Annotated in this window: 14 protein-coding genes; 6 read left to right on the top strand and 8 right to left on the bottom strand. The window is 62.6% G+C overall.

Translation table 11 applies throughout. From position 1 onward, the window contains the following. Positions 1-2: 2 nt before the first annotated feature. The 8 genes from BFX80_RS06885 to BFX80_RS06850 form a co-directional block, all read right to left on the bottom strand. Complete coding sequence (locus BFX80_RS06885) at positions 3-1,085, bottom strand: chain-length determining protein (protein WP_084208344.1); 1,083 nt, start codon at positions 1,083-1,085, stop codon at positions 3-5. A gap of 3 nt (positions 1,086-1,088) precedes the next feature. Continuing rightward, on the bottom strand, positions 1,089-1,943 hold the full coding sequence (locus BFX80_RS06880; RefSeq protein ID WP_338079152.1) for an ABC transporter permease: 855 nt from the start codon (positions 1,941-1,943) through the stop codon (positions 1,089-1,091). 2 nt (positions 1,944-1,945) lie between these two features. After that, positions 1,946-3,589, bottom strand: coding sequence for a polysaccharide biosynthesis/export family protein (locus tag BFX80_RS06875; RefSeq protein WP_240499696.1), 1,644 nt, complete (start codon positions 3,587-3,589; stop codon positions 1,946-1,948). Positions 3,590-3,779: 190 nt separating this feature from the next. Beyond that, complete coding sequence (locus BFX80_RS06870; RefSeq protein WP_127734959.1) at positions 3,780-4,145, bottom strand: DVU3141 family protein; 366 nt, start codon at positions 4,143-4,145, stop codon at positions 3,780-3,782. Between the two features lie 125 nt (positions 4,146-4,270). After that, complete coding sequence (gene cysN / locus BFX80_RS06865) at positions 4,271-6,187, bottom strand: sulfate adenylyltransferase subunit CysN (protein WP_394327513.1); 1,917 nt, start codon at positions 6,185-6,187, stop codon at positions 4,271-4,273. A gap of 161 nt (positions 6,188-6,348) precedes the next feature. Further along, positions 6,349-7,290: a sulfate adenylyltransferase subunit CysD gene (cysD, locus tag BFX80_RS06860; RefSeq protein WP_084208340.1), complete on the bottom strand. Its 942-nt coding sequence runs from the start codon at positions 7,288-7,290 to the stop codon at positions 6,349-6,351. 155 nt (positions 7,291-7,445) lie between these two features. Beyond that, complete coding sequence (gene cysQ, locus BFX80_RS06855; RefSeq protein WP_084208339.1) at positions 7,446-8,285, bottom strand: 3'(2'),5'-bisphosphate nucleotidase CysQ; 840 nt, start codon at positions 8,283-8,285, stop codon at positions 7,446-7,448. Between the two features lie 157 nt (positions 8,286-8,442). Beyond that, positions 8,443-9,354, bottom strand: coding sequence for an SLC13 family permease (locus BFX80_RS06850; protein ID WP_084209666.1), 912 nt, complete (start codon positions 9,352-9,354; stop codon positions 8,443-8,445). A gap of 379 nt (positions 9,355-9,733) precedes the next feature. On the opposite strand from BFX80_RS06850, the gene BFX80_RS06845 reads away from it, so the two are divergent. The 6 genes from BFX80_RS06845 to BFX80_RS06820 all read left to right on the top strand — a co-directional run bounded on the left by BFX80_RS06845 (position 9,734) and on the right by BFX80_RS06820 (position 26,243). Beyond that, on the top strand, positions 9,734-12,115 hold the full coding sequence (locus BFX80_RS06845; protein ID WP_449240085.1) for a capsular polysaccharide biosynthesis protein: 2,382 nt from the start codon (positions 9,734-9,736) through the stop codon (positions 12,113-12,115). A 3-nt stretch (positions 12,116-12,118) separates the two neighbouring features. Then, entirely contained in the window at positions 12,119-13,543 is a 1,425-nt protein-coding gene (locus tag BFX80_RS06840) for a capsule biosynthesis protein (RefSeq protein ID WP_240499695.1), read from the top strand. 197 nt (positions 13,544-13,740) lie between these two features. Further along, positions 13,741-14,634, top strand: a complete 894-nt coding sequence (locus tag BFX80_RS06835; protein ID WP_240499694.1) for an SDR family NAD(P)-dependent oxidoreductase — start codon at positions 13,741-13,743, stop codon at positions 14,632-14,634. Positions 14,635-14,761: 127 nt separating this feature from the next. Next, a complete protein-coding gene (locus BFX80_RS06830) occupies positions 14,762-16,513 on the top strand; it encodes an LTA synthase family protein (RefSeq protein ID WP_084208337.1) in 1,752 nt (583 codons plus the stop codon). Continuing rightward, complete coding sequence (locus BFX80_RS06825; protein WP_084208336.1) at positions 16,510-24,645, top strand: type I polyketide synthase; 8,136 nt, start codon at positions 16,510-16,512, stop codon at positions 24,643-24,645. The genes BFX80_RS06830 and BFX80_RS06825 overlap by 4 nt, the downstream gene beginning before the upstream one ends. A 257-nt stretch (positions 24,646-24,902) precedes the next feature. Further along, positions 24,903-26,243 (top strand): aminotransferase class I/II-fold pyridoxal phosphate-dependent enzyme, encoded by a 1,341-nt coding sequence (locus tag BFX80_RS06820; protein ID WP_084209663.1) that lies wholly within the window; start codon positions 24,903-24,905, stop codon positions 26,241-26,243. Positions 26,244-26,269 lie beyond the last annotated feature (26 nt).

The following is a 26,269-nucleotide window of genomic DNA, read 5'->3' as shown; positions in this document are numbered from 1 at the left end:
AATTAATCCCGATGCTCTTTGATGATTAGTAATAGCATGCTGGCAATAAACGACAAGAAAATTGTAATCAAAGCAAATACTGTAATATTGTAAACTCTTCTTGGCTCAGTAGAATATTCAGGCAATAGTGGACTCTGTAAAATACTCACCTGTTTCAACTTACGCGCGGCCTCGAGCCGAGTACTTTCCAAAGCAGAGATAGCTCCCGAATATGTCTCTTGTGCAAATCTCGCTTTTAATTCCAAGGATTGATACTGAGAGGATACTGCATTCAATGAATCTCCTGTTGCCTGAGCAAGTCTATCTCTCTGTTTTAGGATTTGCTCTCGCATGGCTTCAATTTGAGCTGAAACTTTTTTCATGTCAGCGGAACGGTTGCTCTGATAACTCGCCAATGCTTTCCGCTGAGCCTGGAGCGTCGCAAGCTGTCCCTCAAGAGTCGCTACCACCTGGTTAATACTTTCAACAGTACTGGTCGGAGATACCAGACCTTCTTTATTTTGGAATTTTAAAAGCTCATCTCGGGTATCATCCAATCTGGATTCTAGACGACCCAGTTGTTCCTCTAGGAATGTAACTTGTTCATCTGCCAAACGACGCCCCATATCATTCATATGAGCCTCACCCTCATCGAGCAACAGTTGCGTCATCTTATGGGCAAAATCAGGTGTATAAGCTTGGACTTCTACATTCAATACGCCAGCATATTCATCCATTTCTACATGAACACGATTCAGGTAATAATCATGTAATTCTTCGATTGGCGCATCTGCATCACTCAGCGTCGAGAAAAAGTCCCCATGCTCACTATAGTGTTGACGAAACCCTAGCTTGTTATCCACTATCTTGAGCATATCAGTAGAAAGAAGATACTCTCTTAACAGCAGAAGATCTTTATCTGAACTTCCCCCCGATAACATTGAAGAAAAACTGACTTCAGTTGAGGTAATTTGAGGACTTTCTAGGACAACTGTTGCCTTGGATACATAACGATCTGTTGCCCAAAAACTCCAATAATTGGTTACTATAAGAATAGATAATATGGCTATTGCCCAGTGTGGCTGGCGCTTGATAAAGGCTTTCATTGGTCATTTTGCCTTGAGTTTATGAGAAAAACGGATATGTAACATGAGGCCTAGAGCATTAAATCCTAATATAAAGGCCCACAGATATAGCTCGCTAGTACCTTTAACCATATGATAATTTTCAAAAAAACCTAACCTCAACAATTCTAATCCATGAGGTATAGGGTTGAGCATCACATATTCAAGGAGCCAATGAGGTAAGTGATTCAATGGGAACATTACACCAGAGATGAGTAGCAATGGCAGGCTTGCTAATTTTATTATCTTCTCTATCTCTTCAATCAATGTCGCCAACGCGGAGAGGGCCAGTCCGAAACCTAGCCCAAGAGTCCATAATGAAAACCAGCTGAAGAATGCACTCACAACATCATCTGGATAAATTTCCAAACCTAATAGCAGCCCCACACTGATGAAAAGTATCAGCACGAAAGTACGCAGCATGCCATCAAGAAAGATACGAACGAAGACAGGATCAGTTGTCTGCACCTGGCGATAGGTAAACAATGCCTGATTTGCCTTGACTGCCCCCATACCTCGCAACATACCATCGCGGAGCAAATAAAACCCCATCAAGCCAGTCACCATCCATGGAATGAATGGCGCATTCATTATCAATCCATCCCCTTTTATAAAGGAGCGGATACCCACCATCAGGGCTACCATTGCGAAGGGCTCGAGTACCATCCAGAACCAACCCATACGATCCGTCATCGTACGGCCAATCGCTTCGCGAATGAACATGGCATACCAGACGCTGCGCGTTACGGCCCAAGCGGAGCGGGCCTTGGGCCCGCTCTTGTTGTCACCTGTTGCGCGGTTCGATGGAGGGTTCATGTCACTGTTCATGTCATTGGCCATGATCAAAGGTCTATCGCAACTTTGGTGGCAACGGCGACCTGATAGAGAATCTGCGTGATGCTGGTGGCCAGCTGCAGGTTCTTGGTCGGCGGTTCCGGCAGTACCAGAATCTGGTCACCCGAGCGCAGCTCGACTTCCTCGGCACGGCGGACGGCGCCGTTCTGGCGCACGACCAGAATCTGGTCTTCATCCGCGTGCTGGGTGAAACCACCGGCACTGTTGATATAGTCCATCACCGTCATGCCCTGGGTGTAGACCACGGCCTGAGGCACCACGACTTCGCCGCTGATCAGCAGGGAATCGCTGACTTCCGGGATGGTAATGACATCGCCGTCCTGCAGACGCACATCGGCGATGTTGCCGTCGTCACGTGCCACGACCAGTCGTCCGGTCGGCTCTTCCTTCTTGGCCTGCTCGACGAACTTCTCGATCATCGCGGCTTCCTGGACACGAAGCTCGGATTCTTCGGTGGTCGAGGAAGACGCGCCAAGATAGGTGGCCTGAAGACGCTTGAGGCTATCATGCAGTGCCTGCGCCTGCTGTTCCTTGACGCTCTCACGACGAATGGAAACGCTCTGGTAGTCGGTCAGTCCTTTCGGCACGCCGACGGCGTTGAGCAATTCGCCCAGATGAGCATCCCGCGGCAGTGCATAGCGTGAGGGGCCATAGAAGCTGCCTTCCAGCTGCACGACGATGGTCTCGTCGCGCTGGTCGGCACTAAACAGCACTTCATCCCCGGCACGTACGTCAGCGCCACGGAATTCCGCCACCGGCAGATAGCGCGAGATGGGGCCTTCGGAGCGCGAGCCGCGCAGCAGCACGTGCGAGACACCGGACTTGAGGCGCGCCAGGTTCAGCACGTCTTCCCCGCTCAGGCGCGAGTCGGTGAGTTCATAGCGATAGTCACGCTCGACATCTCCCACCACGCTGATGGCCGGGCCACGCTCCTCGACGACGACGGTATCGCCATCGCGGAACTGCGGACGGGCGATCTCGCCGTTGATCAGGAAGTCATAGAGATCGACCGTATTGATGACGCGGCCGTTGCGCTTGATCATGATCTTGCGGTAGCTGCCGAGTGCCTGGTCGATACCGCCGGCCTGATCAAGGAAATACAGCATGGAATCATTCGGGGTGCCGGCATAACGGCCCGGATTCTTGACATACCCGGTGACGAAGACGCCCACCGGCTGCACGCCCTGCAGGTTGGTGTAGACGCTGACATTTTCCGGATACACCTCCTGGATGGCCGCGCGTACCTTGCCGTCCAGCTGGGCATTGGTGGTGCCCTGCACCATCACCGGGCCGATACCCGGCAGGAAGATGTTGCCTTGCGCATCGACGGGCAGCACCTTTTCCATCTCGACACCACCCCAGACGCGCAGGGTGATCTGATCACCTGGCTTGATGGTATAGCTGCTGTTGAGGCCATCGGCCATCACGCCTCGGAAGCCGCCGCTGAAGAGGTTTTCTCCGAATGGCGGCAGGCTGTCTGGGTCCTGCGGTGCCTGCTCTGTCACCGGCCCATAAGTGCCGGAGCGATAATCTGCACGGGCCTTATCTTCCACGCCGCCCGTCTTCTGCGGAATGCTGGATGCCTGGTCATTGCTGGACAGGATGGAACCGCTGTCCAGGCCGGCTGCCATAGCAGGGCTGGCGTTCAGGCACGCTACCGCCACCAGGCACCCGGCCCGGAGCAAGAATCTGGAAATTGTCATTGGGCTAGGCCCCTCGTAGTGCAAAAAATAGTGCTGTATTGATCAGGAATGACAGTGCCGGTCACGCCAGCCTGTTCCCTGGTGTCGTCGATTCATGCTGAGTCGCGGTACAAACCTCTCAGCGCGCCTCTTCCAGCAGGCCGGTCACCAGCCGCTGGGTCACCCAGGTGCCCTCGCCGGCCTTGCCCTCGTTGCTGGTACGACAGGCCAGCTCCTTGCTCGGCAGGTCACGCGCATTGGAGACCGTCAACTCGCGACAGATACGCCCACTGGCGGCGAAGTAGCGCTCATGGGCGACCACTTCGACATCGCTGCCCCAGGGGCTGGTAGGCACGGCGATCACGCTACCGGGGGCAGAGCTGTCGAGAAATGACGAGACATCCGCCGGCAGTGACGCAGCACCGGTGAGGTTGGCCAGGTTGGTGCTGCCAGCGCCGCTGGAGGCCGGATAAGAAGTCGCACAGCCTGAGAGAATGAGAGCCATGCCTGCTGCTGCAGTAAGCCGTATTGCATATGCACGATGTTGTTTGATAAAGGGCGAAATCATATTGATATCCTGATAATGCAAGACTCCCTGCTCTTCAACAGGGAATGATCGATGTAAAGGCGTCAACTGATGACGTTGAAGTGCTTGAGTTGGCTGACCAGCGTAAGAGCGGTCTGCTCCAGCGTCAGCTCGCCGGTGTTGATCTCGATTTCCGGTTTCTCCGGGGCTTCGTACGGGGAGCTGATGCCGGTGAAGTCACTGATCTCGCCGGCACGCGCCTTGCGGTACAGGCCCTTGGGATCCCGCTCTTCACAGACGCTGATCGGCGTGTTGACGAAGACTTCGATGAACTCGTCAGTGCCGACCATGTCACGCACGGTCTGACGATCCGCCTGGAACGGCGAGATGAAGCTGACCAGGGTGATCATGCCGGCATCGACCATCAACCTGGCGACTTCACCAATGCGACGAATATTTTCAGTACGATCAGATTCACTGAAGCCAAGATCCCCACACAGGCCGTGACGCACGTTGTCGCCATCCAGCAGGTAGGTGTTGTAGCCCATGGCGAACAGCTGACGCTCCAGCGCGTTGGCGGCGGTGGACTTGCCGGCGCCGGACAGGCCGGTGAACCAGATGATGCACGGCTTCTGCTTGTTGCGTTCGGCGCGGCGCTGCTTGGTGACCGCCATATCGTGCCACACGATGTTGCTGGCACTCAGGGTCTCCTTGACCATGCCCGCACCGATGGTGATGTTGGACAGGCGGTCAATGAACACGAAGCTGCCGGTATGCGGCGAACGCTGGTAGCTGTCCATCGCCAGCGGCTGGTTCAGCTCGACCTGCACGCGGGCGATGCCATTGAGCGGGATATTCTCCGCTTCATTGCGCGCCATGGTGTTGACGTCGGTCTGGTGAATGATGCGCCCGACGCGACCGATGACACTGGAGGTACCGAGCTTGAGCTCGTATTCCTTGCCGACCACCAGCGGATTCTCATGCATCCACACCACGTCCGCGGTAAAGGCGGTGCAGGGCTCCATGTCGGAATCCACCGCCACGATCATGTCGCCGCGCGAGATGTCGATCTCATCGGTCAGTGTCAGCGTGACAGCCTGGCCCGGCCAGGCGATGTCGAGATCGCCGTCGAAGGTGACGATGCGCTCGACCGTGGAGGTCTTGCCGGACGGCAGTACCTTGATCTGCTGCCCCGGTGAGACAGTGCCGGCGGCCAGGGTGCCGCAGTAACCACGGAAGTTGAGGTTCGGACGATTGACGTACTGCACCGGGAAGCGCAGGTCGGTCAGGTTGCTGTCCTCGGTGACATCGACGGTCTCGAGGATGTCCATCAGCGGACGCGCTTCGTAGGCGGCATCGTCATACCACGGGGTATTGGCGCTGAGAGAGACGACGTTGTCGCCTTCCAGTGCGGACAGCGGCGCGAAGCGGATATCCGGGACTTCCAGGTCCTTGGCGAACTCCTGGTAGTCCGCGACGATCTCGTCGAAGCGTTCCTGTGAGTAGTCGACGATATCCATCTTGTTGACCGCGACCACCATATGCTGGATACCCAGCAGCGAGCAGATGTAGCTGTGACGGCGGGTCTGGGTCTGCACGCCGTAGCGCGCATCGATCAGGATGATCGCCAGGCTCGCGGTGGAGGCACCGGTGGCCATGTTGCGGGTGTACTGCTCGTGCCCCGGCGTATCAGCGATGATGAACTTGCGCTTGTCGGTGGAGAAGTAGCGGTAGGCGACATCGATGGTGATGCCCTGCTCACGCTCTGACTGCAGACCATCGACCAGCAGCGCCAGATCGACCTTGCCGGTGGTGCCGCTCTTCTTGGAATCGCGGGTGATGGCGGCCAGCTGATCTTCGTAGATCATCTTGGAGTCATGAAGCAGACGACCGATCAGGGTCGACTTGCCGTCATCCACGCTGCCGCAGGTGATGAAACGCAGCAGATCTTTCTGCTCGTGTTCCTTGAGATAGGCTTCGATGTTTTCCGCGATCATCGTTGACTGGTGTGACACTGTCATTCTCCCTGAACCCGGTCTGTTCGGCGCGAGCCTCCCACGAGACTTCCAGCGCTGCGAACATCCCGTGTTCTGTAATTTCGTTGGCTGTCGTCTGTCGAGGAACACTGTGGACGAAAGCCTGTGAGACAGTGGCGCATGGCACGACTGCCTAACATAAGTACTTAGAAATAGCCTTCGCGCTTCTTCTTCTCCATGGAGCCTGCCTGATCGTGATCGATGGCACGACCGGAGCGCTCGCTGGTACGGGTCAGCAGCATTTCCTGGATGATTTCCGGCAGGGTCGCGGCGGTGGATTCCACGGCGCCGGTCAGCGGATAGCAGCCCAGGGTGCGGAAGCGCACGGACTTCATCTCCGGCACTTCGCCTTCCTTGAGCGGCAGACGGTCGTCATCGACCATGATGTCGAGGCCGTCACGCTTCACCACCGGACGCACGGCGGAGTAGTAGAGCGGCACGATCTTGATGGATTCAAGATAGATGTACTGCCAGATGTCCAGCTCGGTCCAGTTGGAGAGCGGGAAGACGCGGATGGACTCGCCCTTGTTGATCTTGGAGTTGTAGATGTTCCACAGCTCCGGACGCTGATTCTTGGGGTCCCAGCGGTGGTACTGGTCACGGAAGGAGTAGACACGTTCTTTCGCGCGTGAAGCTTCCTCGTCACGACGCGCACCGCCGAAGGCCGCATCGAAACCATGCTTGTCCAGCGCCTGCTTCAGCGATTGGGTCTTCATGATGTCGGTGTACTTGGCGCTGCCGTGCTCGAACGGGTTGATGTTCGCCTCGACACCTTCCTGATTGATGTGCTCGATCAGTTCCATGCCGACTTCCGCGGCCATCTCATCGCGGAACTTGATCATCTCCTGGAATTTCCAGGTGGTGTTGACGTGCATCAGGGGGAACGGCGGCACGCCCGGCGCGAAGGCCTTGCGCGCCAGATGCAGCATCACGGCGGAGTCCTTGCCGATGGAGTAGAGCATGACCGGATTGGAGAACTCGGCCGCCACTTCACGAATGATGTGGATGGACTCGGCCTCGAGCTGCTTGAGGTGGGTCTGACGTTCCGGTGTGATACCGAGTTTTTCAGCCGTGGACGATGCTGTCATTACAGATTCCTTGCGATCACACTGCTGGTTATTCCTGCCTCTTCACTCGCAGACGAAGCCGCGCACACTGAAGAAAGCCATGTATTTTTGACATCAGACTGACATGCACAGACGTCAGTCCTGTGACGCCGTGGCGCATCCCACGCAGTCGGGCATCACGCCCAGGGGGCTGCCGGTCTGGCGCACACGATGAAATAGGGATTCAGCACGCTATCGTGCTGGTTGTAGCGCAGCGCCTGGCGAGTCTCGACATTGAGCACCTGCCCACCGGCAGCCTCGACGACGGCATGTGCCGCACCGGTATCCCACTCACAGGTCGGGCCGAGACGCGGGTAAAGATCTGCCGCCCCTTCCGCCACCAGGCACAGCTTCAGTGAGCTGCCCATGGCGACGATGTCACAGGCATGGAAATTGGCGACGAAGGCCTTGAAGTCATCACTCTGGTGGGTGCGGCTGCCGACGATGCGCCAGCTGTCCTGCTCACCGGGCACCTGAGCGACGGAAATCGCCTGACGCTCGCCCTCGCCGACCTGCTTCTCGGCGATGGGCGCCTGGCCCTCACTCTGCTGGGCACCCACATAAAGCGTCTCGATGGCCGGGGCATAGACGACGCCCATCGTCGGCACGCCCTGCTCGATCAGCGCGATATTGACGGTGAATTCGCCATTGCGCTTGATGAATTCCTTGGTGCCATCCAGCGGGTCCACCAGCCAGTAACGGGACCACTCGCTGCGCACGTCCCAGCGGATGTCGGCATCTTCCTCGGACAGGATCGGCGTGGCGCCGAACTCAGCCTCCATCTCCTTGAGGCCCTCGACGATGACGGCATGCGCCGCACGGTCTGCCGTGGTCAGCGGAGAGTCATCCGCCTTCATGTCGACAGTGAAGTCGCCACTCTCATAGATGTCCATGATGGCGGCGCCGGCCTTGCGAGCAATCGACTCTAGCGCGGTCAACTTCGCGCGTGGGGTACCTGCCGCAGTCGTATCTATCATGTGCTTTCCTGTACGTATTGGTGTCTGGCGCTCATTACTGCGGGTGATATGACACCAGTGCCACCATCGTTGTCCTGCAGGGTGTACTCGATTGCCACGAATATGCACATTGAAGAGGCAATAAGCCTGCCATCCTCCTCATCTCGGGTTACACATGCTATCCCGCGACGGGCCAGATTACGGGACTCAGAACCACGGAGAGCAACCCGATGATGAGACTCATCGACAACCCGATCCTCATGAAATCTGACGCCTTGTAGCCGCCGGGCCCTATCACCATCAGGCTGCCCTGACACCCCGGTGGCGTGAGGAAGCTGGCCGAAGCCGCGTACATGATGGCAATCACATAGGGCATAAAGGAGACCTTCAACTGCACACTCACTGTCATGGCGATCGGAAACATGAGCACGGCGGCGGCATTGTTGGTGATGATCTCGGTGAAAAGCGTCGTGGTGATGTAGACCAGCACCAGGAAGGGTAAGCCATCGCCGAACTGCATCAACTGGTCAGCCACGACCTGGGCTGCACCACTATCGGGCATGGCCTGGCCCAGCGCGAGGGCGGCGGCGATCACGACCAACACGCCACCATCGATGCTGTCACGCGCCTGGACAGCAAGCAGGTAGCCGGTGAATAGCATCAGAATGGCGGCGTAGCTCATCGGCATCAGCAGACGGGAGGGAGAGATCTTCATGCGCGCGCACCAGCCCTGAACGAGACCGATGAACTGTGCGACCACGGGAGTATTGTTGAGGAAGGCACTCAACAGCGAGGTGATCGGCATCAGGCGTGCCAATGCGGAAGACGGTGAGGTGGGACGCCCGAGCAGACGCTCCAGCATCCAGCGCAGCGCGCCGGTCTCCTGGACCCCGGCCGCCACCACGAAGAGTGCGCCGATGGTCATGATCCCCGGATTGGCGAAACCGGACAGGAAGGTGGTAGGAGAAATGACACCCAGCAGGATCAGCAGCACGGCGGCGGCCATCATCAGCCACTCAGCGGGCCAGCGGTTCCAGATCAGTCCTGCCAGCACACCTATCGTGACGACGAGTGTAATGACAGCATCCATGTGCTGCGCAATATCCATCTACAGATGTTCCCTTGGCATCCTGCCGCTTCTCGTTTCTGCTCAGCGCGTTCATTCGTGAGGTGCATGACCCACCGAGCTTGGCGAGGAGACATTCTCTATCGAAGCGGGACACATTAGCAGCAAAGCTCATGCCACTAAAGCATGCAGTTAATAAGACTGACTTGAGGCAAAACGCTCAGACTAATCATTTGCCTGCTACCAGTTTCATCCACGAAGACTTTGATTGAATTCATTCGTCACTTTGCGTACTTTCCCTATTTGCGGACTCTGCGTCAACGGTAATGCCGCAAGAGCGGCAAGGACGTCGCCATCACCACGAGTGAGTAGTCACTTTTTTTCAGTGCAACGGATATCTTGCATGCTGGGCGCAATCAAAAAACACGGATGGTGGCTTTTCATGCAGTCTCGCTGCGCCTTTCTCGCTGACTCCCCTAATCGCCGGAAACCCCCGACATGCGGGGCCTCCCGGCAGACACTGTGCTTCTCGCGTGGAATCCTGCGCCAGCCTCACCTTGAGGCTTTCATTCCGGAGCTGTTGCCACTGAAGAAGGCCGGTGTCTCGGCATCTCTCGGTGCGCCATGCCGTTCGCCGGCATGCCACCCCCCCTCGTGTCGCCCGAAAAACGCCGCTGCCACCCCACCTGCGACCGGCAAAAATGTAAGAAAATCACCACTTTTTGCATGTTTACCTCGCCAGAAAACAACGCCCATCAAGGCCACTTCCTCCCCTTCGATATTCGGCTTTAGTAGTACAAAAAATGCTAATGTATGCAGTATTTTCCGCACTGAATCCAGCGCTGTCGTCGGATGGGGACACAAGGCAACGGCGGCTCAGGCGCGCGCGTATGCCCGGCGACATGCGCTGCCCTATATCGCATTGGAAGATGGCTTCGTGCGCTCACTCACGCTGGCAAGTGCAGGCTACCCCGCCATGTCGATGGTGGTGGATCATCAGGGCATCTATTACGACGCCCGCCAGCCGAGTGACCTGGAGCAGCTGATTCTTGAGGCGCCTGAGCGTCAGGACGAGGCGCTTCTGATGCGTGCCCGCACTGCCATGCAGCGTCTTCGCCACCAGCGCCTGAGCAAGTACAACCATGCGCCGGAGCGACAGCTGCCCGCCAGGACGAAGGCGCGGCGTGTGCTGGTGGTAGACCAGACATCTGGCGATGCCTCGATAGAAGGCGGCATGGCTACGCAGGCGACCTTTCTCGCCATGTTGAGAGAGGCATGCGCCGAGCCGGAGGCCGAGGTGTGGGTGAAGACGCATCCGGATGTGATCGCCGGCAAGAAGCAGGGCTATCTGGTGGAAGAGGCGCGCCGACTGGGGTGTACCCTGCTCAGCGACGACATCAATCCCTGGTCACTGTTCGAGCAGGTGGACGCCGTGCATGTGGTGACCAGCCAGCTGGGCTTCGAGGCACTGCTGGCCGGCTTGACGGTGACCTGTCATGGCCTGCCCTTCTATGCCGGCTGGGGGCTGACCGAGGATCGCCAGGCGTGCGAGCGCCGCGGCGAATCACGCCGTCTGGAACAGGTCTTCGCCGCGGCGTACCTCGAGTATTCACGCTATGCCAACCCCTACACCGGGGAGCGCGCTTCGCTGGAGGAGGTCCTTCAGCTGCTGGCAGACCAGAAACGAGTCGCTTCACGCATGGCAGGACAGTGGCAAGGGCTGGAGTTTTCCGGATGGAAACAGAAGTTCATCGGCTTCTTCCTGGGGCCATGGTCGGAACTTCGCTTCGAGAAGCATCCTGAACGCGCACTGGAGCGTCTCACTCAGCCGACTGCCTCCGCATTGCCACAGAAGGTCCTGAGCTGGGCTGGCCGCACGCCCCCCGAGCGCCAGGAGAAGGTCAGATCAGCCGGCGGCGAGCTCTGGATGATGGAAGACGGCTTCCTGCGCTCCGTCGGCCTGGGAGTGGACCTCACCCGCCCCCTGTCGCTGATCGTCGACGACAAGGCGATGCATTTCGATGCCCAGCGTGCCAGCACGCTGGAGGACTGGCTTGAGCACCACGCGCTTGACGACGCCGAACTTGCGCGGGCGCGTCGTCTACGGGAGCGCATCATTGCGCTGGGGCTGAGCAAGTACAATGCAGAACATGACGCCCTGCCGGACCTGCGGGCCCTGGCCGGCGAGCGCGAGATCGTGCTGGTGGTCGGCCAGGTGGAGTCGGACGCCTCGATCCGTCATGCCTGCCCGGGCATCAAGACCCACCGTGAGCTGCTGGAAGCGGCGCGGGAATTGCATCCTGATGCCTACATGATCTACAAACCGCACCCTGACGTTGTCTCTGGTGGTCGGCGCGGGGAGATGTCCGGCGAGAACACGCCAGAGGACCTGGTGTTGACCTCAGGCGATATCTGCCAGCTGCTCGAACAGGTCGATCATGTCCACACGCTGTGTTCCCTGGCGGGCTTCGAGGCACTGTTGCGCGGAGTGGAAGTCACGACCCACGGGCTGCCTTTCTATGCCGGCTGGGGGCTGACCCATGATCGCGTCAGCTGTGAACGTCGCACACGGCGCCTGAGTCTTGATGCGCTGGTGGCGGGTGCCCTGATCGAGTACCCGCTGTACGTGGACCCGGTGTACGGGCATCACTGTAACGCCGAGACGGTTGTCACGATTCTGGAACAACAACGCACCATGCTGAGAAATGGCACCCGCAAGATCACCCTGCCTTGGAAAACAAGGCTCTACCGCGGCTATCGTGCGCTATTCATTGGAAGGCACTGACCTATGCAACAAGGAAGTCTGGCGTTGCCGAATCATCATTCTCCCCTGTCGGGCGGCTCTGAAGCGCGCGGCCTGGCATCGCTGCAGCCGCTGTTCAAGCTGTCGGAAGATATCGGGGTGATGCATCCGACCACGCAGGACACACCTTCCTCTCTGCTGACTCCTCCCTCTGTCGCGCGTCGCATTCCCGGTGGTGGACAGCGGCGTGTCTTCCTGCTGTTGCAAGGGGTCTGCTCGCCCTTCTTCCTGCATCTTGCCCACAAGCTGAAGCAGGACGGGCACGAGGTCATCAAGGTCAACTTCAACAGTGGCGACAGCTTCTACTGGCGCCACGACAAGGCCTACGCCTATCGCGGCCGGAGTGAAGACCTCGGCGAATGGATCGCCGAGCTGTGGCGCAGGCACCACGTCACGGATCAGGTGCTGTTCGGGGATCGTCGTCCCGTGCACCGGGATGCCGTGCTCAAGGCGGAATACTTCGGGATTCGCACCCATGTCTTCGAGGAAGGCTACTTCCGCCCCTTCTGGGTGACGCTGGAGCGCGAGGGGGTCAATGGCCACTCCCTGCTGCCGCGTGACCCCGACTGGTTCCGTGAGGCCGGTAGGCAACTGGACGACGCGCCCACGCCGCAGCGCTTCAAGGCCTCCTTCTGGGAGCGCGCCCGTCATGACATGACCTATCATCTGGCCGGTGCCGCCAATCCGCTGCTGTTCCCGCGCTATCGTCCGCACAGCATCAATGCCGCGGAGGAATACTGCGGCTATGCCACGCGCCTGCCGTTGATGCGCTGGTACAAGCGGCGGGATGCCGGACGCATCGAACAGCTGATGAACAGTGGCGCGCCCTTCTATCTGCTGCCGCTGCAGCTCAATACCGATGCCCAGATCCGTCATCATTCGCGCTTTTCCAACATGCAGGAAGTCATCCAGCGAGTGATGAAGAGCTTTGCCCTGAACGCTCCGCGCGGGGCGCGCCTGGTGATCAAGAACCACCCGCTCGACATGGGACTGGTGGATTACCCGAAGCTGATCCGAGAGCTCGAGCGCCGCTATGACGTGATCGGCCGCATCGTCTATCTGGAAAGCGGCAATCTCGAGACGCTGCTGCAGCATGCCAAGGGCATGATCACCGTCAACAGCACCACCGGCAATGTCGCGCTGCAGTATCGCTGCCCGACCTACTGCATGGGCGACCCGATCTTCAACCTGCCCGGCCTGACCTTCCAGGGCAGCCTGCACGAGTTCTGGACTCAGGGCGAGAAGCCGGACACCACGCTGTTTCGCAGCTTCCGCAACACCGTCATCCATACCGTGCAGCTCAATGGCGGCTTCTATTGCAAGCCGGGCATGCAGCTCGCGGTGACGGGAGCCTCGAAGATACTGTGTGCCGAGCGCTCACCGCTGGAGCAGATGTTGAGTCGCTGCTGATCCTGCCTCCGGGCCGGACATCGAGGTCGTCGTTGGCAGGGATGCCACCGTCGATCATGAGAGCGCCATCAGGCGCCTTGCAGAGCCGGAACCCCCGAAGGCAGGCCGCGTGTCTGCCTAAGGGCCACAAGAAGAACGACCATGAACAACGCAAGGGAACTGCCGACCGTGAGTGTCGGGATTCAAGGGAGACGATCATGACGGCAATGCCCCCGCAGCAGCCTGACACCCAGGCACCGTCCGCACGGGATAACGCAACGACCACCGAGCAGCGTGAAGGAAAGCAAGCTCCGGATGGCGCACCGCAGCAGAGTTCGCGTCCCGCCACTGCCCTGCGCCGCGTGCTGATCACGGGCGCGACCGGCGAGATAGGCGGTGCGCTCGCGCGTGCCTATGCCGCCCGGGGCACCACGCTGATCCTCACCGGTCGCAAGCAGCGCAAGCTGGATGCCATTGCCGGCGAATGCCGCGCACTGGGTGCCGAGGTGGAGTGCACGGTACTCAACCTGTGCGATGAAGAGACACTCTTCACCTGGCTGGATGAGGTCTGCGCACAGGGAGTGCCGGACATCGCCATCGCCAATGCCGGCATGAACACCGACATCGGCCCCCAGGGCAATGGCGAGCGCTGGGAAGATGCGCGTCGCCTGCTGCAGACCAACGTGGTGGGCACCTTCGGCATGGCGCATCATCTGGCCATGGCGATGAAGGCGCGGGGCAGCGGCCAGCTGGTGCTGCTCAGCTCGCTTGCCGCCTGGCACGGCCTGGCACTCACGCCGAGTTACAGCGGCAGCAAGGCGGCGGTGAAGGCCTACGGGGAAGGACTGAGAAGCTGGCTGAAGCCGTTCGGGGTCGGCGTGACGGTGGTGATGCCCGGCTATGTCACCTCCCCGATGTGCGAGGCGATGCCGGGCCCCAAACCCTTCGAGATGCCCGCCGAGCAAGCCGCACGCCGCATTCTCAAGGGTGCGGCACGCAACCGGGCCCGCATCAGCTTCCCCTTCCCGCTCAATTTCGGCTGCTGGTGGCTCAGCGTGCTGCCAGCCGGTATCTCACAGCGTCTGCTGGGATGGTTCAATTACACTCACTGAATGGCTGCCTCACCCCCACCCTGTCCGACGCATGCCAGGCATCGCGGGCAGGGTTCCAGACGGTCGCGATCTGCGCCAGAACATTACACCGCTGCTGCCGTGGCAGCGCTAACGAGGTCGGCATTACATGGAGTTTGTCATTGCGTTCGTGTCTTTCATGGTCTGGCCGCTGCTGGCAGGGCTGCTGGTCACGCTGGTGCTGGAGCATCTGATCCTGCGCCAGATGGACTCGGCACCGGTGGTCTTCTGGCGCCGGTCCTGGAGCGCCCAGCTCGCCCATGTGGGGTATTGGTGCGCGAGCTGGGCGCTCTGCACCCTGATCACGCAACGCCCGTGGTTTTCCGTGGTGGTCGTCAATGCCCTGTGGCTGGTGGTGCTGCAGGTCAGTCACACCAAATACGTCTCGCTGCGTGAGCCTTTCCTGAGCCAGGACTTCGAGTATTTTACCGACGCCATCAAGCATCCCCGGCTGTATATCCCCTTCTTCGGCATCGGCCTGACGATTGCCGCCCTCTGCGCCGGCGCACTGGCGATCGGGACGGGTCTGTGGCTGGAACCCGCACTGGGGTTCTCTGCGCGCTACGCCGATGACACCGGCGCCTGGCTGGTACCGCTGATCGCCCTGCTGCTGGCGAGCGGCGCCATGACCTATGCGCTCGGCAATCGACTGACTCGAGACATCATGCTGTTCCCGGAATATGACCTGCGTGAGCGCGGCATGGTCGCCTACCTGTTGGCATACGCTCGCCTGGCCCGTCGCCCGCTGATGCCGGATCACGATCCCCTGCAGGCCGCCGGGCAGACGGCGCGTGAGGCGCTGGAGGCGATCGGCAACGAAGATGCACCAGGCTGTCTGCCCCACGTGGTGAGCGTTCAGAGCGAATCCTTCTTCGATGCGCGCCGCGTCTACCCCAAGGTGCGCGATGACCTGCTGCCGAATCTGGACCGCTGTCACTTCACCGCCCTGTCTCAGGGGCTGCCCTGCGGACGACTGGCCGTACCGGCCTGGGGCGCCAATACCGTGCGCACCGAGACGGCCTTCCTCACCGGCCTGACCGCCGAGCAGCTCGGCGTGCACATGTTCAACCCCTACCACCAGCTGGCCAGGCGTGATGTCTCCAACCTGGCCGCCAGCTACAAGGCGCTGGGCTATCGCACCCTGTGCATCCACCCGTATCCGGGCACCTTCTATCTGCGCAATCAGGTGCTCAAGCGCATGGGCTTCGATGAATTCCTCGACATCGCGCACTTCAGCGATGCCGACAGGTGTGGTCAGTACATCAGCGATGCCGCCGTGGCCGCCAAGGTGGAAGACTGTCTGCTGGCCGCGGGCGATACCCCGTTGTTCATCCAGGTGATCACCATGGAGAATCACGGGCCGCTGCATCTGGAGACATTGGACACGGCTCGCCTGTCGGAGTGGCATGACGGCGATCTGCCGGACAACTGTCAGGAACTCGGCATCTATCTGCGTCACCTGGTGAACGCCGATGCGATGATCGGCCAGCTGACCACGGCGCTTTCCAGACTGCCGCGCGGCGGGCTGCTGTGTTTCTATGGGGATCACGTACCGATCATGCCCGAGGTCTACGCGACCCTGGGAGAACCCAATGGCGTGACCGATGGCTTCATCTGGTCCAGCGCCCTGCCGGAATCCGACGACACCGCGCGCCAGACCATGGCGACCGTGCGCGACGAGGACCCGGAGCTGATGGAGTGGGCCCTCGACTGCGATGGGCCTTTCAAGACTGACGAGCAATGCCGCAAGGGCGACCCGCGCGTCACCAATATCGACACATTAGGAAGTGCGCTGCTGGAGGCGACCGCCCGTCATGCTCGCCACAGCGCCGCGACTCAGAAGTTCAGGAGCCTCTCATGACCCGACGCGTTGCCATCATCGGCGCTGCCAGCCGTTTCCCCGGCACCACTCAGGCCACTCTGTGGGACGACCTCCTGGCCGGAAAGGACATGGTGACCGAAGTCGCCGATGACCGCTGGAGCAAGGACTCCCTCCTGCACCCGGACAAGAAGGCGCCGGGGATGAGCTACAGCTTCGCCGCCGGCTCGCTGGGCGACATCTCGGGCTTTGACCCGGCGTTCTTCGGCATCAGCCCACGCGAAGCCGCCAACATGGACCCTCAGCAGCGCATGCTGCTGGAGATGAGCTGGGAGGCCATCGAGCACGCCGGCATTCCCGCCGAGAAGATGCGCGGCTCGCGCTGTGGCGTCTTCATGGGCGTGGCGAGTCTCGACTATTCCTATCGCATGGCGGATGACCTGAGCGCCATCGGCCCGAATACCGCCACCGGCAACACCTCCAGCGTGGCCTCCAACCGCCTGTCCTATGCCTTTGACCTGCATGGGCCGAGCCTGTCGCTGGACACCGCCTGTTCCTCGTCGCTGGTCGCCTTCCATCAGGCCTGCCAGTCGATCCGCAGCGGCGAGACCGACATGGCGCTGACCGGCGGCATCAGCCTGCACCTGCACCCTTACGGCTTCCTGATCTTCTCCAAGGCCACCATGCTCTCGAAGACCGGCCGCTGTCAGGTCTTCGATGAGGCGGGCGATGGCTACGCGCGCTCCGAGGGCGGCGGCATCTTCCTGCTCAAGGACCTTGATCAGGCACTCGTCGATGGCGATCGCATCCTCGCCGTCGTCGCCTCCTCGGTGGTCAATACCGATGGCTACAAGTCCGGCCTGACCGTGCCCAACCCCGCCGCGCAGATCCAGCTGATGGAGCGCGCCTGTGAACTGGCCGGCGTGACGCCTGACGAGATTGATTATCTCGAGGCCCACGGCACCGGCACCGCCGTTGGTGACCCACTGGAAACCCGCGCCATCGGTGCCGCCATCGGCCAGAAGCGCTCAAGCCCGCTGCCGATCGGCTCGATCAAGAGCAACATGGGCCACCTGGAGACGGCCTCCGGCGTGGCGGGGCTGGCCAAGGCGCTGGGTGTGATCGCCCACCGCGAGGTGCCGGCCACCATCAAGATCCAGCGCCTGAATCCGAAGATTCGCAGCGACGAGTGGAATCTCGACATCGTCACCCAGCCGCGCAAGCTCAAGGCCTCCGGCCGTCTGGTGGTCGGGGTCAACTCCTTCGGCTTCGGCGGCGCCAACGCCCACGTGCTGCTGGAAAGTGCCCCCGAACCGGCGGTAGCGCAACCGACGACTGACGGCGACCAGACGCCGCCGCTGCGCCTGAGCGCCCGCTCCCCCGAGGCGCTCAGACAGATGGCGCGCGAGCTGGCCGAGCACCTGCGTGAGACGCAGGCGCACGATGCCGCCCCGAGCCTCTACGACCTCGCCTGGCACCTGGCGGCCCGCCGTGAGCATCACGTGCACGGCGCGCTGCTGAGTGCCGACAGCCTGGAGCAGCTGATCGAGGACCTCGACACCCTGGGCGGTGAGGCTGCGCTTGGCGATCATCCGCGCATCACCCTGGCGGACCGCCTCGCCCCGCTGCCCGCCGAGAGTGACAACGGTGCCTCGCCGCGCAAGGCGGCCGGCGCGCCCTCCCTCACTCGCGAGCGTGGGCCGGTGTTCGTGTATTCCGGCAATGGCTGTCAGTGGGCCGGCATGGGTCGCACCCTGATGCAGGAATCCGCCAGCGTGCGCGCCTGCCTGACCCGACTGGATGCGGCCTTCCGCGAGTACAATGGCTTCGAGCTGCTCAAGGAACTGGACGGCAGTCTGGCCGAGGACGGCGAGAACCGCCTCGACGCCACCGAGATCGCCCAGCCGACCCTGTTCGCCCTGCAGGTGGCGATCACCGAATGGCTGATCGAACGCGGCATCCAGCCGGTGGCCGTCACCGGCCACAGCGTGGGCGAAGTGGCGGCGGCCTGGGCCAGCGGTGCCTTGAGCCTCGAGCAGGCGACCCGTGTCATCTTCCAGCGCAGCCACCATCAGGGACGCACCCGCGGCAGCGGCGCGATGATGGCGGTGGGGCTGGGTGAGAGCGAGATGTGCGAGTGGCTGGAACAGCCACAATGGGCCTCGCTGTCACTGGCTGGCATCAACGGCCCGCGCGGCACCACGCTGGCCGGCGACCGCGAACGCCTCGAGGCCCTGAGTGCCGAGCTTTCCGCACAGGGCACCTTCGCCCGCGTGCTGGGGCTCGACTATGCCTTCCACAGCCCGGCGATGGACCCGATCAAGGACGGCCTGCTCGCCTCCCTCGAAGGGCTGACGCCCCGCGCCACCCGCATTCCCTTCCTCTCCACCGTCACCGGCAGCGTGATCGAAGGCGAACGCCTGGACGCCAGCTACTGGTGGGAGAACATCCGTCAGCCGGTGCAGTTCGAGGCCGCCGTCACACGTCTGGTCAGCTGGCAGTCCGCCAGCGAGGCGGACCTTGGCCGTCATCGTCTGCTGGTCGAGATCGGTGCCCATCCGATTCTGCGCAGCTATCTGAATGATGTCCTCAAGGCGCGCAGTGACGAGGCGCCGGCGGGACAGGTGCTGGCCAGTCTGGAGCGCCGCCATGATGGCCTGGAGGCGCTGGAGCACCTGCGTGGCCGCCTGCTGCTCTCCGGTGCGGTGGATCTCACTCGTCTGTTCCCGGTGGCCGGTCGCTTCGTCGATCTGCCGACCTACCCCTGGCAGCGCACGCCGTGCTGGGTGAAGACCACCAGCGAAGGCCAGCGCCTGCTGGAGCGCCATTACGTGCATCCGCTGCTCGGCTATCGTCTCGCTCAGCAGCAGCTGACCTGGGAGGCGCAGCTCGATACCCGCAAGGTCGCGTGGCTGGCCGATCACCAGGTCGGCGAAAGTGCCGTCTTCCCGGGTGCCGGCTATCTGGAGCAGTGTCTGGCGGCCGCCCACGAATGGCAGGCCGCCAGCGCGGAGGAGGATTCCCTGCCCGACGTGCTGGATCTCGAGGACTTCGAGATTCGCGCCCCGCTGCTGCTCGATGACACCACCCTGCGCCTGACGCGTCTGTCACTCGACAGCCGCAACGGTGCCATGCGTCTGGAAAGCCGCGAGACCCGCGCCGAAGATGCCGACAAGTGGAACCTGCATGCGGTAGCGCGCGCCTTTACGGCCACGCGTGGCCGTCTGCTGGAGCGTCGCGCCCCGGCGTTGCCCACGCGTGCCGCCGACCTGGATCGCGAGGCCCACATCGCGGCCGCCGCCCAGCTGGGCCTGCACTACGGCCCGCACTTCCGCGCCGCCGAGCAGATCTGGGTCGAGCATGGCAGCGAAGGCGCAGTCAACAGGCACACCGTCGGTGCTGCCCCGCATCCGCAGGTGCTGGCGCGCTTCGCGCTGACCCCGGAAATGCTCATGCAGGACGGTGACTTCCACCTGCACCCCGGGGTGCTCGACAGCGCCTTCCAGCTGTTCATCCCGCTGCTGGGCGTGCTTCAGGGCCAGACGGCCGCCAGCGATGGCATGGCGTTCGTGCCGGTGCGGGTCGGCCGTCTGCAGGTGCGTGAGCAGGTACGTGCCTCACAGATCACTACCGCCCGCGTGGTCCTGCGCTCGCGCGGCCCGCATTCGCTGTGTGCCGATTTCGAGCTGTACGATGCTGACGGGCGCGCCGTGGCCGTGGCCGAGGAAGCGCGCTTCCGGGCCGTGCGCCTGGGTCGCGATGGCACGGCCCACCTCGATTATCTGGATATCGCCCTGACGGCGGCGCCGCATCCGTTGAGTCCGCGCCCTGCCGCCGCCCTGGCGCTGGAATCGCTGGTCGCCGAGGCGATGGCGCCCGAGCTTGCCCACAGCGACGACACCACGCATCCGCTGGAAGACAGCCACCGCTTCCGTGATGAGCTGGAGCCGCTGCTCGACAGCCTGATGCTGGCCAGCGTGCACGAGACACTGATGCGCCACGCGGCGCCGGGCGATCCGGCAGCCCCGCATCTGGATCACGAGGCGCTGTCCCGCTGGCAGCGCCGCAGCCCGCTGTTCACCCGCGTGCTGCTCGACTGGGCGAGTGCCCAGGGCCTGACCGAATCCCGCGAGAGCGGCGACTGGCAGATCCACCCGCTGGACCTGCCGGCGGCCCGCGACATCTGGCAGCTGCTGGTTCGTGACTATCCGGGGCAGTTCCCGCTGACGCATGCGGCAGGTCGCCTGCATCTGCACCTGGACGAATGGCTCAACCGTGGCATGCCGATGGGCGGGTCCGGGTCCGGGTCCGGGTCCGGGTCTGAAGCCGACGCCACCGATGTCCTCGACGAGGCCGAGCAGCTCTCGCCTACCGCTCAAGTCTCCGGCGTGGAGGGCCTCGCCACTGACACCCTCACCCAGGACGCCGAGGCGGCGCTGGCACAGTTGCGCCAGCCGTTGATCCCCACCCTGCTCAAGACCGCCGTCGGCAATGCCGGCTGGCAGTGGCTGAGCGCGCAGCTGGACCAACGTCTCGCCCGCAGCCTGAGTGAACTGCCCGCTGGCCAGCGCCTGTCGGTGCTGGAACTCGGTGCCGGTGGCCCGTGGCTGGGACAGCGACTGGAAGCACTGCGTCTCGCCGACCGGCGTGAACCGTCTTTCGATGCGCTGGATTACACCTTCCTCGCCGCCAGCCAGAGTGCGTTCGGCGAGGCCCAGCGCCTGCAGGAAGACCTGCCGCTGATCGATGTCACCGCCAGCGAGGGCTGGGAAAGCCCCCAGGCGCCGGTACAGGTCGCGATCGTGCATCTGGACATGGAAGCGCCGTCTCAGGCCCGCGAGCTGCTCAGTCAGCTGGTGCAACGCCTGGCCCCCGGCGCAGAGGTCCTGCTGTGTGGCTGCGAGCCTGCCGCCTGGAGCGGTCCGATACTGGCACTGGACGACGGCGAGCAGCTGCGCAGCCACCCGGGGATGGTCCAGTGGCAGCGCCTGCTCGGCCAGCTTGGCCTGAGCCTGCCGGCGACGGATACCAGCGCGACGCCGATGTCCGGTGCCTGGTGGCTGGCCGCGAGCAAAGCGATGGCTGAGGACTCCGCTCAGTCAGACGCGCCACAGACGTCTCTGAAGATCGCGCTGCTGGATACCCCACAGGCGGCTGCGGACCAGGCGCTGATCTCGTCGCTGTCGCAATCCCTGGAGGCGCGTGGCCATCAGGTGGCGCACGTGACGCTGCCGCCGCAAGACACCCCGGAGGCGCTGTTCGCTCGCTTCTCGAGCGTCGATCATCTGGTCGCGCTGCCGGCCAAGGCCAGCGACGCCGCTGCCACCAACGCCCGGCAATGTGCCCGCCAGCAGCTGCTCACCGAGATCACCCAGGCCTTCGAGGCGGCGCAGGAACAGGATGACAGTCTGGTGGCGCCGACCTTGTGGGTGCTCACGCATGATGTAGCCGCCATGTGGCAGTCGCCGCCCTCAGGGGATGCGACTACGACCGAGGCGCCTGCCGATGCCGCCAGCTGGGGCTTTGCGCGCAGCCTGACCAACGAGAGCCAGGCACTGGATATCCGCCTGCTGGACACGCCGGTACTGGGAAGCGACGTCGTCAGCACGTCAGCCTTGATGAGCGCGCTGGTACAGGAAGTCGAAGCCCCGGATCACGAGCAGGAAGTCGTGCTGGATGCCAATGGCGCCCGCTTCGCGACACGCCTGCGTCAGGTGACAGCCCCTGCACAGGCAAGGCTTGCGATGACCGCCGAGCAGGCATCCCACGAGACGGCGGCAGGCCAGAGCGAGACAGACAGGAAGGATCGCCGCAGCGTGAGTCTGGGCTTCAGTCAGCCGGGCCAGCTGCGCAATCTCGAGTGGCAGCCGCGTCACCTCCCCGAGGTGGCACGCGGTGACGTCGAGGTACGTGTCGAGGCCACCGGCCTCAACTTCCGCGACGTGATGTACACCCTGGGACTGCTGTCGGATGAAGCCATCGAGCACGGCTTCTCCGGCCCGAGCCTGGGGCTCGAGTTCTCCGGTGTGGTGACACGCGCCGGTGACAACGCCGAATTCGCGGTCGGTGAGCGGGTGGTCGGCTTCGGCCCCGCCAGCTTCTCCGACCGTCTGGTGATCGCGGATACCGCGCTGGCCCGCGTGCCTCAGGGCGTCAGTCTGGAAGCGGCAGCGACCATCCCGACCACCTTCTTCACCGTCTACTACGCCCTCAAGCATCTGGCGCGTCTGGAAGCCGGCGAGAAGGTGCTGATTCACGGGGCTGCCGGGGGGGTGGGCATCGCGGCGCTGCAGATCGCCGAGTGGCTGGGCGCCGAGGTGTTCGCCACCGTCGGTTCGCCCGCCAAGCGTGACTTCCTGGCGCTGATGGGCATCGAGAACGTCTATGACTCGCGCAGCCACGGCTTCGCGGAGGACATCCTGGCCGACCTCGCCGCCCGCCAGCAGCGCGATCCGAGCGTGGATGCACGTGGTGTCGACGTGGTGCTCAACTCGCTGGCCGGTGAGGCCATCGTCCAGAATCTGCGCGTGCTCAAGCCCTTCGGGCGCTTCTGTGAGCTGGGCAAGCGTGACTTCTACGAGAACACCCCGATGGGGCTGCGCCCATTCCGCAACAACCTGAGCTACTTCGGTATCGACTCCGATCAGTTGATGAAGGAATGCCCGGGCCTGACCACGCGCCTGTTCCGCGAGATGATGGCGCTGTTCGAGGATGGCACCCTCGCGCCGCTGCCCTACACCACCTTCGATGCCAGCCAGGTGGTGGAAGCCTTCCGCTACATGCAGCAGGCCCGTCAGATCGGCAAGGTGGTGGTCACCCAGCGCTCCCTCGCGGCACCGCTGAGCGAGGCGCAATCTGCTCCCGCCGGCAACAGGACTTCTGGCATGAGCACCAGCGGCTTGGCGGCGCACTCCGGCGAGCTGCACCTCGACCCGGCGGCCAGCTATCTGGTCACCGGCGGTCTCGGGGGCTTCGGGCTGCGCAGCGCCGAGTGGCTGGCCGCACAAGGCGCGCGTGAACTGGTGCTGCTGGGGCGCTCCGGCGCTGCCAGTGACGAGGCACAGGCAGGTGTCGCGCGTCTCGAGGCACAAGGCGTGCGTGTGCATGCGCTGGCCTGCGATGTCGCCGATGAAGCGGCGCTCACGGCCGTGTTCTCACGCTTCGTCACGTCGGCGGATGCCAGTGAGGCGAAAGATGCCATCGCGCCGCTCAAGGGCATCATCCATGCCGCGGCGGTGATCGACGATGCACTGATCCGTCACCTGGACGCCGAGCGCATCCAGCGAGTGATGACCCCGAAACTCGAGGGCGCACGCCTGCTGGATCGCTTGAGTGCCGAGCATGCGCTGGACTTCTTCGTGCTCTACTCCTCGGCGACCACGCTGTTCGGCAATCCCGGTCAGAGTGTCTATGTGGCAGCCAACCACTGGCTGGAAGGGCTCGCCGCCAGTCGTCGTGCGCGTGGCCTGCCAGCCACCTGTGCCCGCTGGGGCGCGATCGAGGATGCCGGCTTCCTGGCGCGCAACGAGAAGACTCGCGAAGCGCTCAAGAATCGTCTGGGCGGCGATGCGCTGATGGCGGATCACGCCCTGGCCTGTCTCGGCGAGATGATCGTCTCGGATCAGCAGGCGCTGGCACTCGGCCAGCCGGGTCGCTCGCTGGGCGTGCTGGAGCTGGAATGGGGAGCGCTGGCGCGCTTCCTGCCCACGGCCGCGACACCGCGCTTTGACGAGATCGCACGGCGCGCCGGAGACGATGACGGCAGTCAGGCGCAGCAGGACGATATCGCCGCGGCCCTGGCGGGCTTGAGCGGTGAGGCGTTGCAGACCGCCATCGTCGAGATCCTCAAGGGCGAGCTGAGCAAGATTCTGCTGATCGACGTGGCCGCCATCGACGTCAACAAGAGCGTCTATGACATGGGCTTCGACTCGCTGATGGGGGTCGAGCTGATGACGGCGGTGGAGGCGCGTCTGGGCATCAGCATTCCGGTGATGATGATCAGCGAGGCTGCCACCCTGTGGCGTCTGGCAGAGCGTCTGATGCACAAGATGAGCGCGGCCGATGGCGAGGACGCCGAGAGCAGCAGTGAAGATCAGGCCATGGCGCAGCTGGTCAAACAGCACGGTGGCGATGCCATTCCCCAGGGTGAGCGCGGCGAGATGGTCAGCAAGTAGCCGCCGGGAGGATGAGACGCGGACGAAGGCGGCAGGACGGTGACGGCGAGGCGAGACTGGCGCCGGCTCCCGTCTTGCCGTAACGTCCCAGTCATATCGTCACAGGTTCGCGTCGCCTCCAACGGCGGCGCCGACATGCATCACGTACCCGACGGGCGGGGAGCCACGGCTCTCGCGCCCGTTTTTGGGTCAGCAACCTCGTGAAAGGAATTCGACTCTTGGCATCACGTCATACCCCCGGATCTTCCGCCAGTGACATGAAACAGCAGTTGCTGGACAAGGCCCGTGCACGCCGTACCCGCCCCACCACCGCACAGGCTCAGGGCCCCGAAGACGACATCTTCGCGCACAGGACAACCGCCCCACTGGAGATCAGCGATGACTTCGTGCGCTTCGATCGCCAGCCCGGTTATCAGCAGCTGAGCATGATGCAGCAGGCCGGTGCCGCCTTCGGCGTGCCGGAGCCCTTCTTCCGCGTGCATGAAGGCTGCGCTGGCGCCACCACGCGCATCGATGGGCGCGAGCTGGTCAACTTCGCCAGCTACAACTACCTCGACTATTCCCGTCATCCCGAGGTGATCAAGGCCGCGGCCGAGGCGGCGGCCCATTACGGTACCTCGGTGTCGGCCTCACGCGCCGTCTCCGGTGAGCGTCCGATCCATCGCGAGCTGGAAGCGGCGGTGGCGCGCACCTACGAGGTCGAGGATGCGGTGGTGTTCGTCAGCGGTCATGCCACCAACGTGTCCACGCTGGGCTATCTGCTCGGCCCGAAGGACCTCATCCTGCATGACGAGTGGATCCACAACAGCTCGCTGGTCGGCGCCCAGCTCTCCGGCGCTCGTCGCATGCCCTTCGCGCACAACGACCCCGACGCGCTGGAAGCCCTGCTCAGCAGTCAGCGCGGCAAGTTCGAGCGCGTGCTGATCGTCACCGAAGGCCTCTACAGCATGGACGGCGACGTGCCGGACCTGCCGCGCCTGATCGCCCTCAAGCAACAGTACCGCTGCTGGCTGATGGTCGATGAAGCCCACTCCTTCGGCGTGCTCGGGGAGCGTGGGCTCGGCCTGAGGGAACACTTCGACATCGCTGCGCGTGACGTCGATATCTGGATGGGCACGATGAGCAAGACGCTGTCCGGCTGCGGCGGCTACATCGCCGGCTGCAAGGAACTGGTCAGCATGCTGCGCTACTTCGCGCCGGGCTTCCTCTACTCGGTGGGCATGCCGGCGCAGGTCGCCGCCCCGTCGCTGAAGATCCTCGAACTGCTCCAGGGCGACGATGCCAGACAGCGCATCGCTCGCCTGCATGCCGTCTCCGGCTACTTCCTCACGCGCGCCCGTGCGCTGGGGCTGGATGTCGGCGACAGCCTGGGGGTCGCGGTGGTGCCTGTCATCCTCGGCAGCTCCCTGGTGGCGGCACGCCTCTCCAACCAGCTGTTCGAGGCCGGCTTCAACGTCCAGCCCATCCTGCACCCCGCCGTCCCGGAGAAGAGCGCCCGTCTGCGCTTCTTCCTCTCCTGCGAGCACACCGAAACCCAGGTGGACGCCGTCCTCGAGATCCTCATCCAGCAGCTGAGCGACATCAAGGCAGGGCTCTGAGGGTCGTCAGCCCACACGTGACGGAT

It is taken from the genome of Cobetia marina (genome assembly GCF_001720485.1).
Classification (GTDB): domain Bacteria; phylum Pseudomonadota; class Gammaproteobacteria; order Pseudomonadales; family Halomonadaceae; genus Cobetia; species Cobetia marina.
The sequence above is the reverse complement of the archived record's forward strand: the minus strand, read 5'-3'. Positions and strand labels throughout refer to the sequence as shown.

Bases quoted from the DNA above. Each gene is read 5' to 3' on its own strand.
- BFX80_RS06885 (WP_084208344.1), bottom strand. From the start codon at position 1,085: ATGAAAGCCTTTATCAAGCGCCAGCCACACTGGGCAATAGCCATATTA.
- BFX80_RS06880 (WP_338079152.1), bottom strand. From the start codon at position 1,943: ATGGCCAATGACATGAACAGTGACATGAACCCTCCATCGAACCGCGCA.
- BFX80_RS06875 (WP_240499696.1), bottom strand. From the start codon at position 3,589: ATGGCAGCCGGCCTGGACAGCGGTTCCATCCTGTCCAGCAATGACCAG.
- BFX80_RS06870 (WP_127734959.1), bottom strand. From the start codon at position 4,145: ATGGCTCTCATTCTCTCAGGCTGTGCGACTTCTTATCCGGCCTCCAGC.
- cysN (WP_394327513.1), bottom strand. From the start codon at position 6,187: ATGACAGTGTCACACCAGTCAACGATGATCGCGGAAAACATCGAAGCC.
- cysD (WP_084208340.1), bottom strand. From the start codon at position 7,290: ATGACAGCATCGTCCACGGCTGAAAAACTCGGTATCACACCGGAACGT.
- cysQ (WP_084208339.1), bottom strand. From the start codon at position 8,285: ATGATAGATACGACTGCGGCAGGTACCCCACGCGCGAAGTTGACCGCG.
- BFX80_RS06850 (WP_084209666.1), bottom strand. From the start codon at position 9,354: ATGGATGCTGTCATTACACTCGTCGTCACGATAGGTGTGCTGGCAGGA.
- BFX80_RS06845 (WP_449240085.1), top strand. From the start codon at position 9,734: ATGCTGGGCGCAATCAAAAAACACGGATGGTGGCTTTTCATGCAGTCT.
- BFX80_RS06840 (WP_240499695.1), top strand. From the start codon at position 12,119: ATGCAACAAGGAAGTCTGGCGTTGCCGAATCATCATTCTCCCCTGTCG.
- BFX80_RS06835 (WP_240499694.1), top strand. From the start codon at position 13,741: ATGACGGCAATGCCCCCGCAGCAGCCTGACACCCAGGCACCGTCCGCA.
- BFX80_RS06830 (WP_084208337.1), top strand. From the start codon at position 14,762: ATGGAGTTTGTCATTGCGTTCGTGTCTTTCATGGTCTGGCCGCTGCTG.
- BFX80_RS06825 (WP_084208336.1), top strand. From the start codon at position 16,510: ATGACCCGACGCGTTGCCATCATCGGCGCTGCCAGCCGTTTCCCCGGC.
- BFX80_RS06820 (WP_084209663.1), top strand. From the start codon at position 24,903: ATGAAACAGCAGTTGCTGGACAAGGCCCGTGCACGCCGTACCCGCCCC.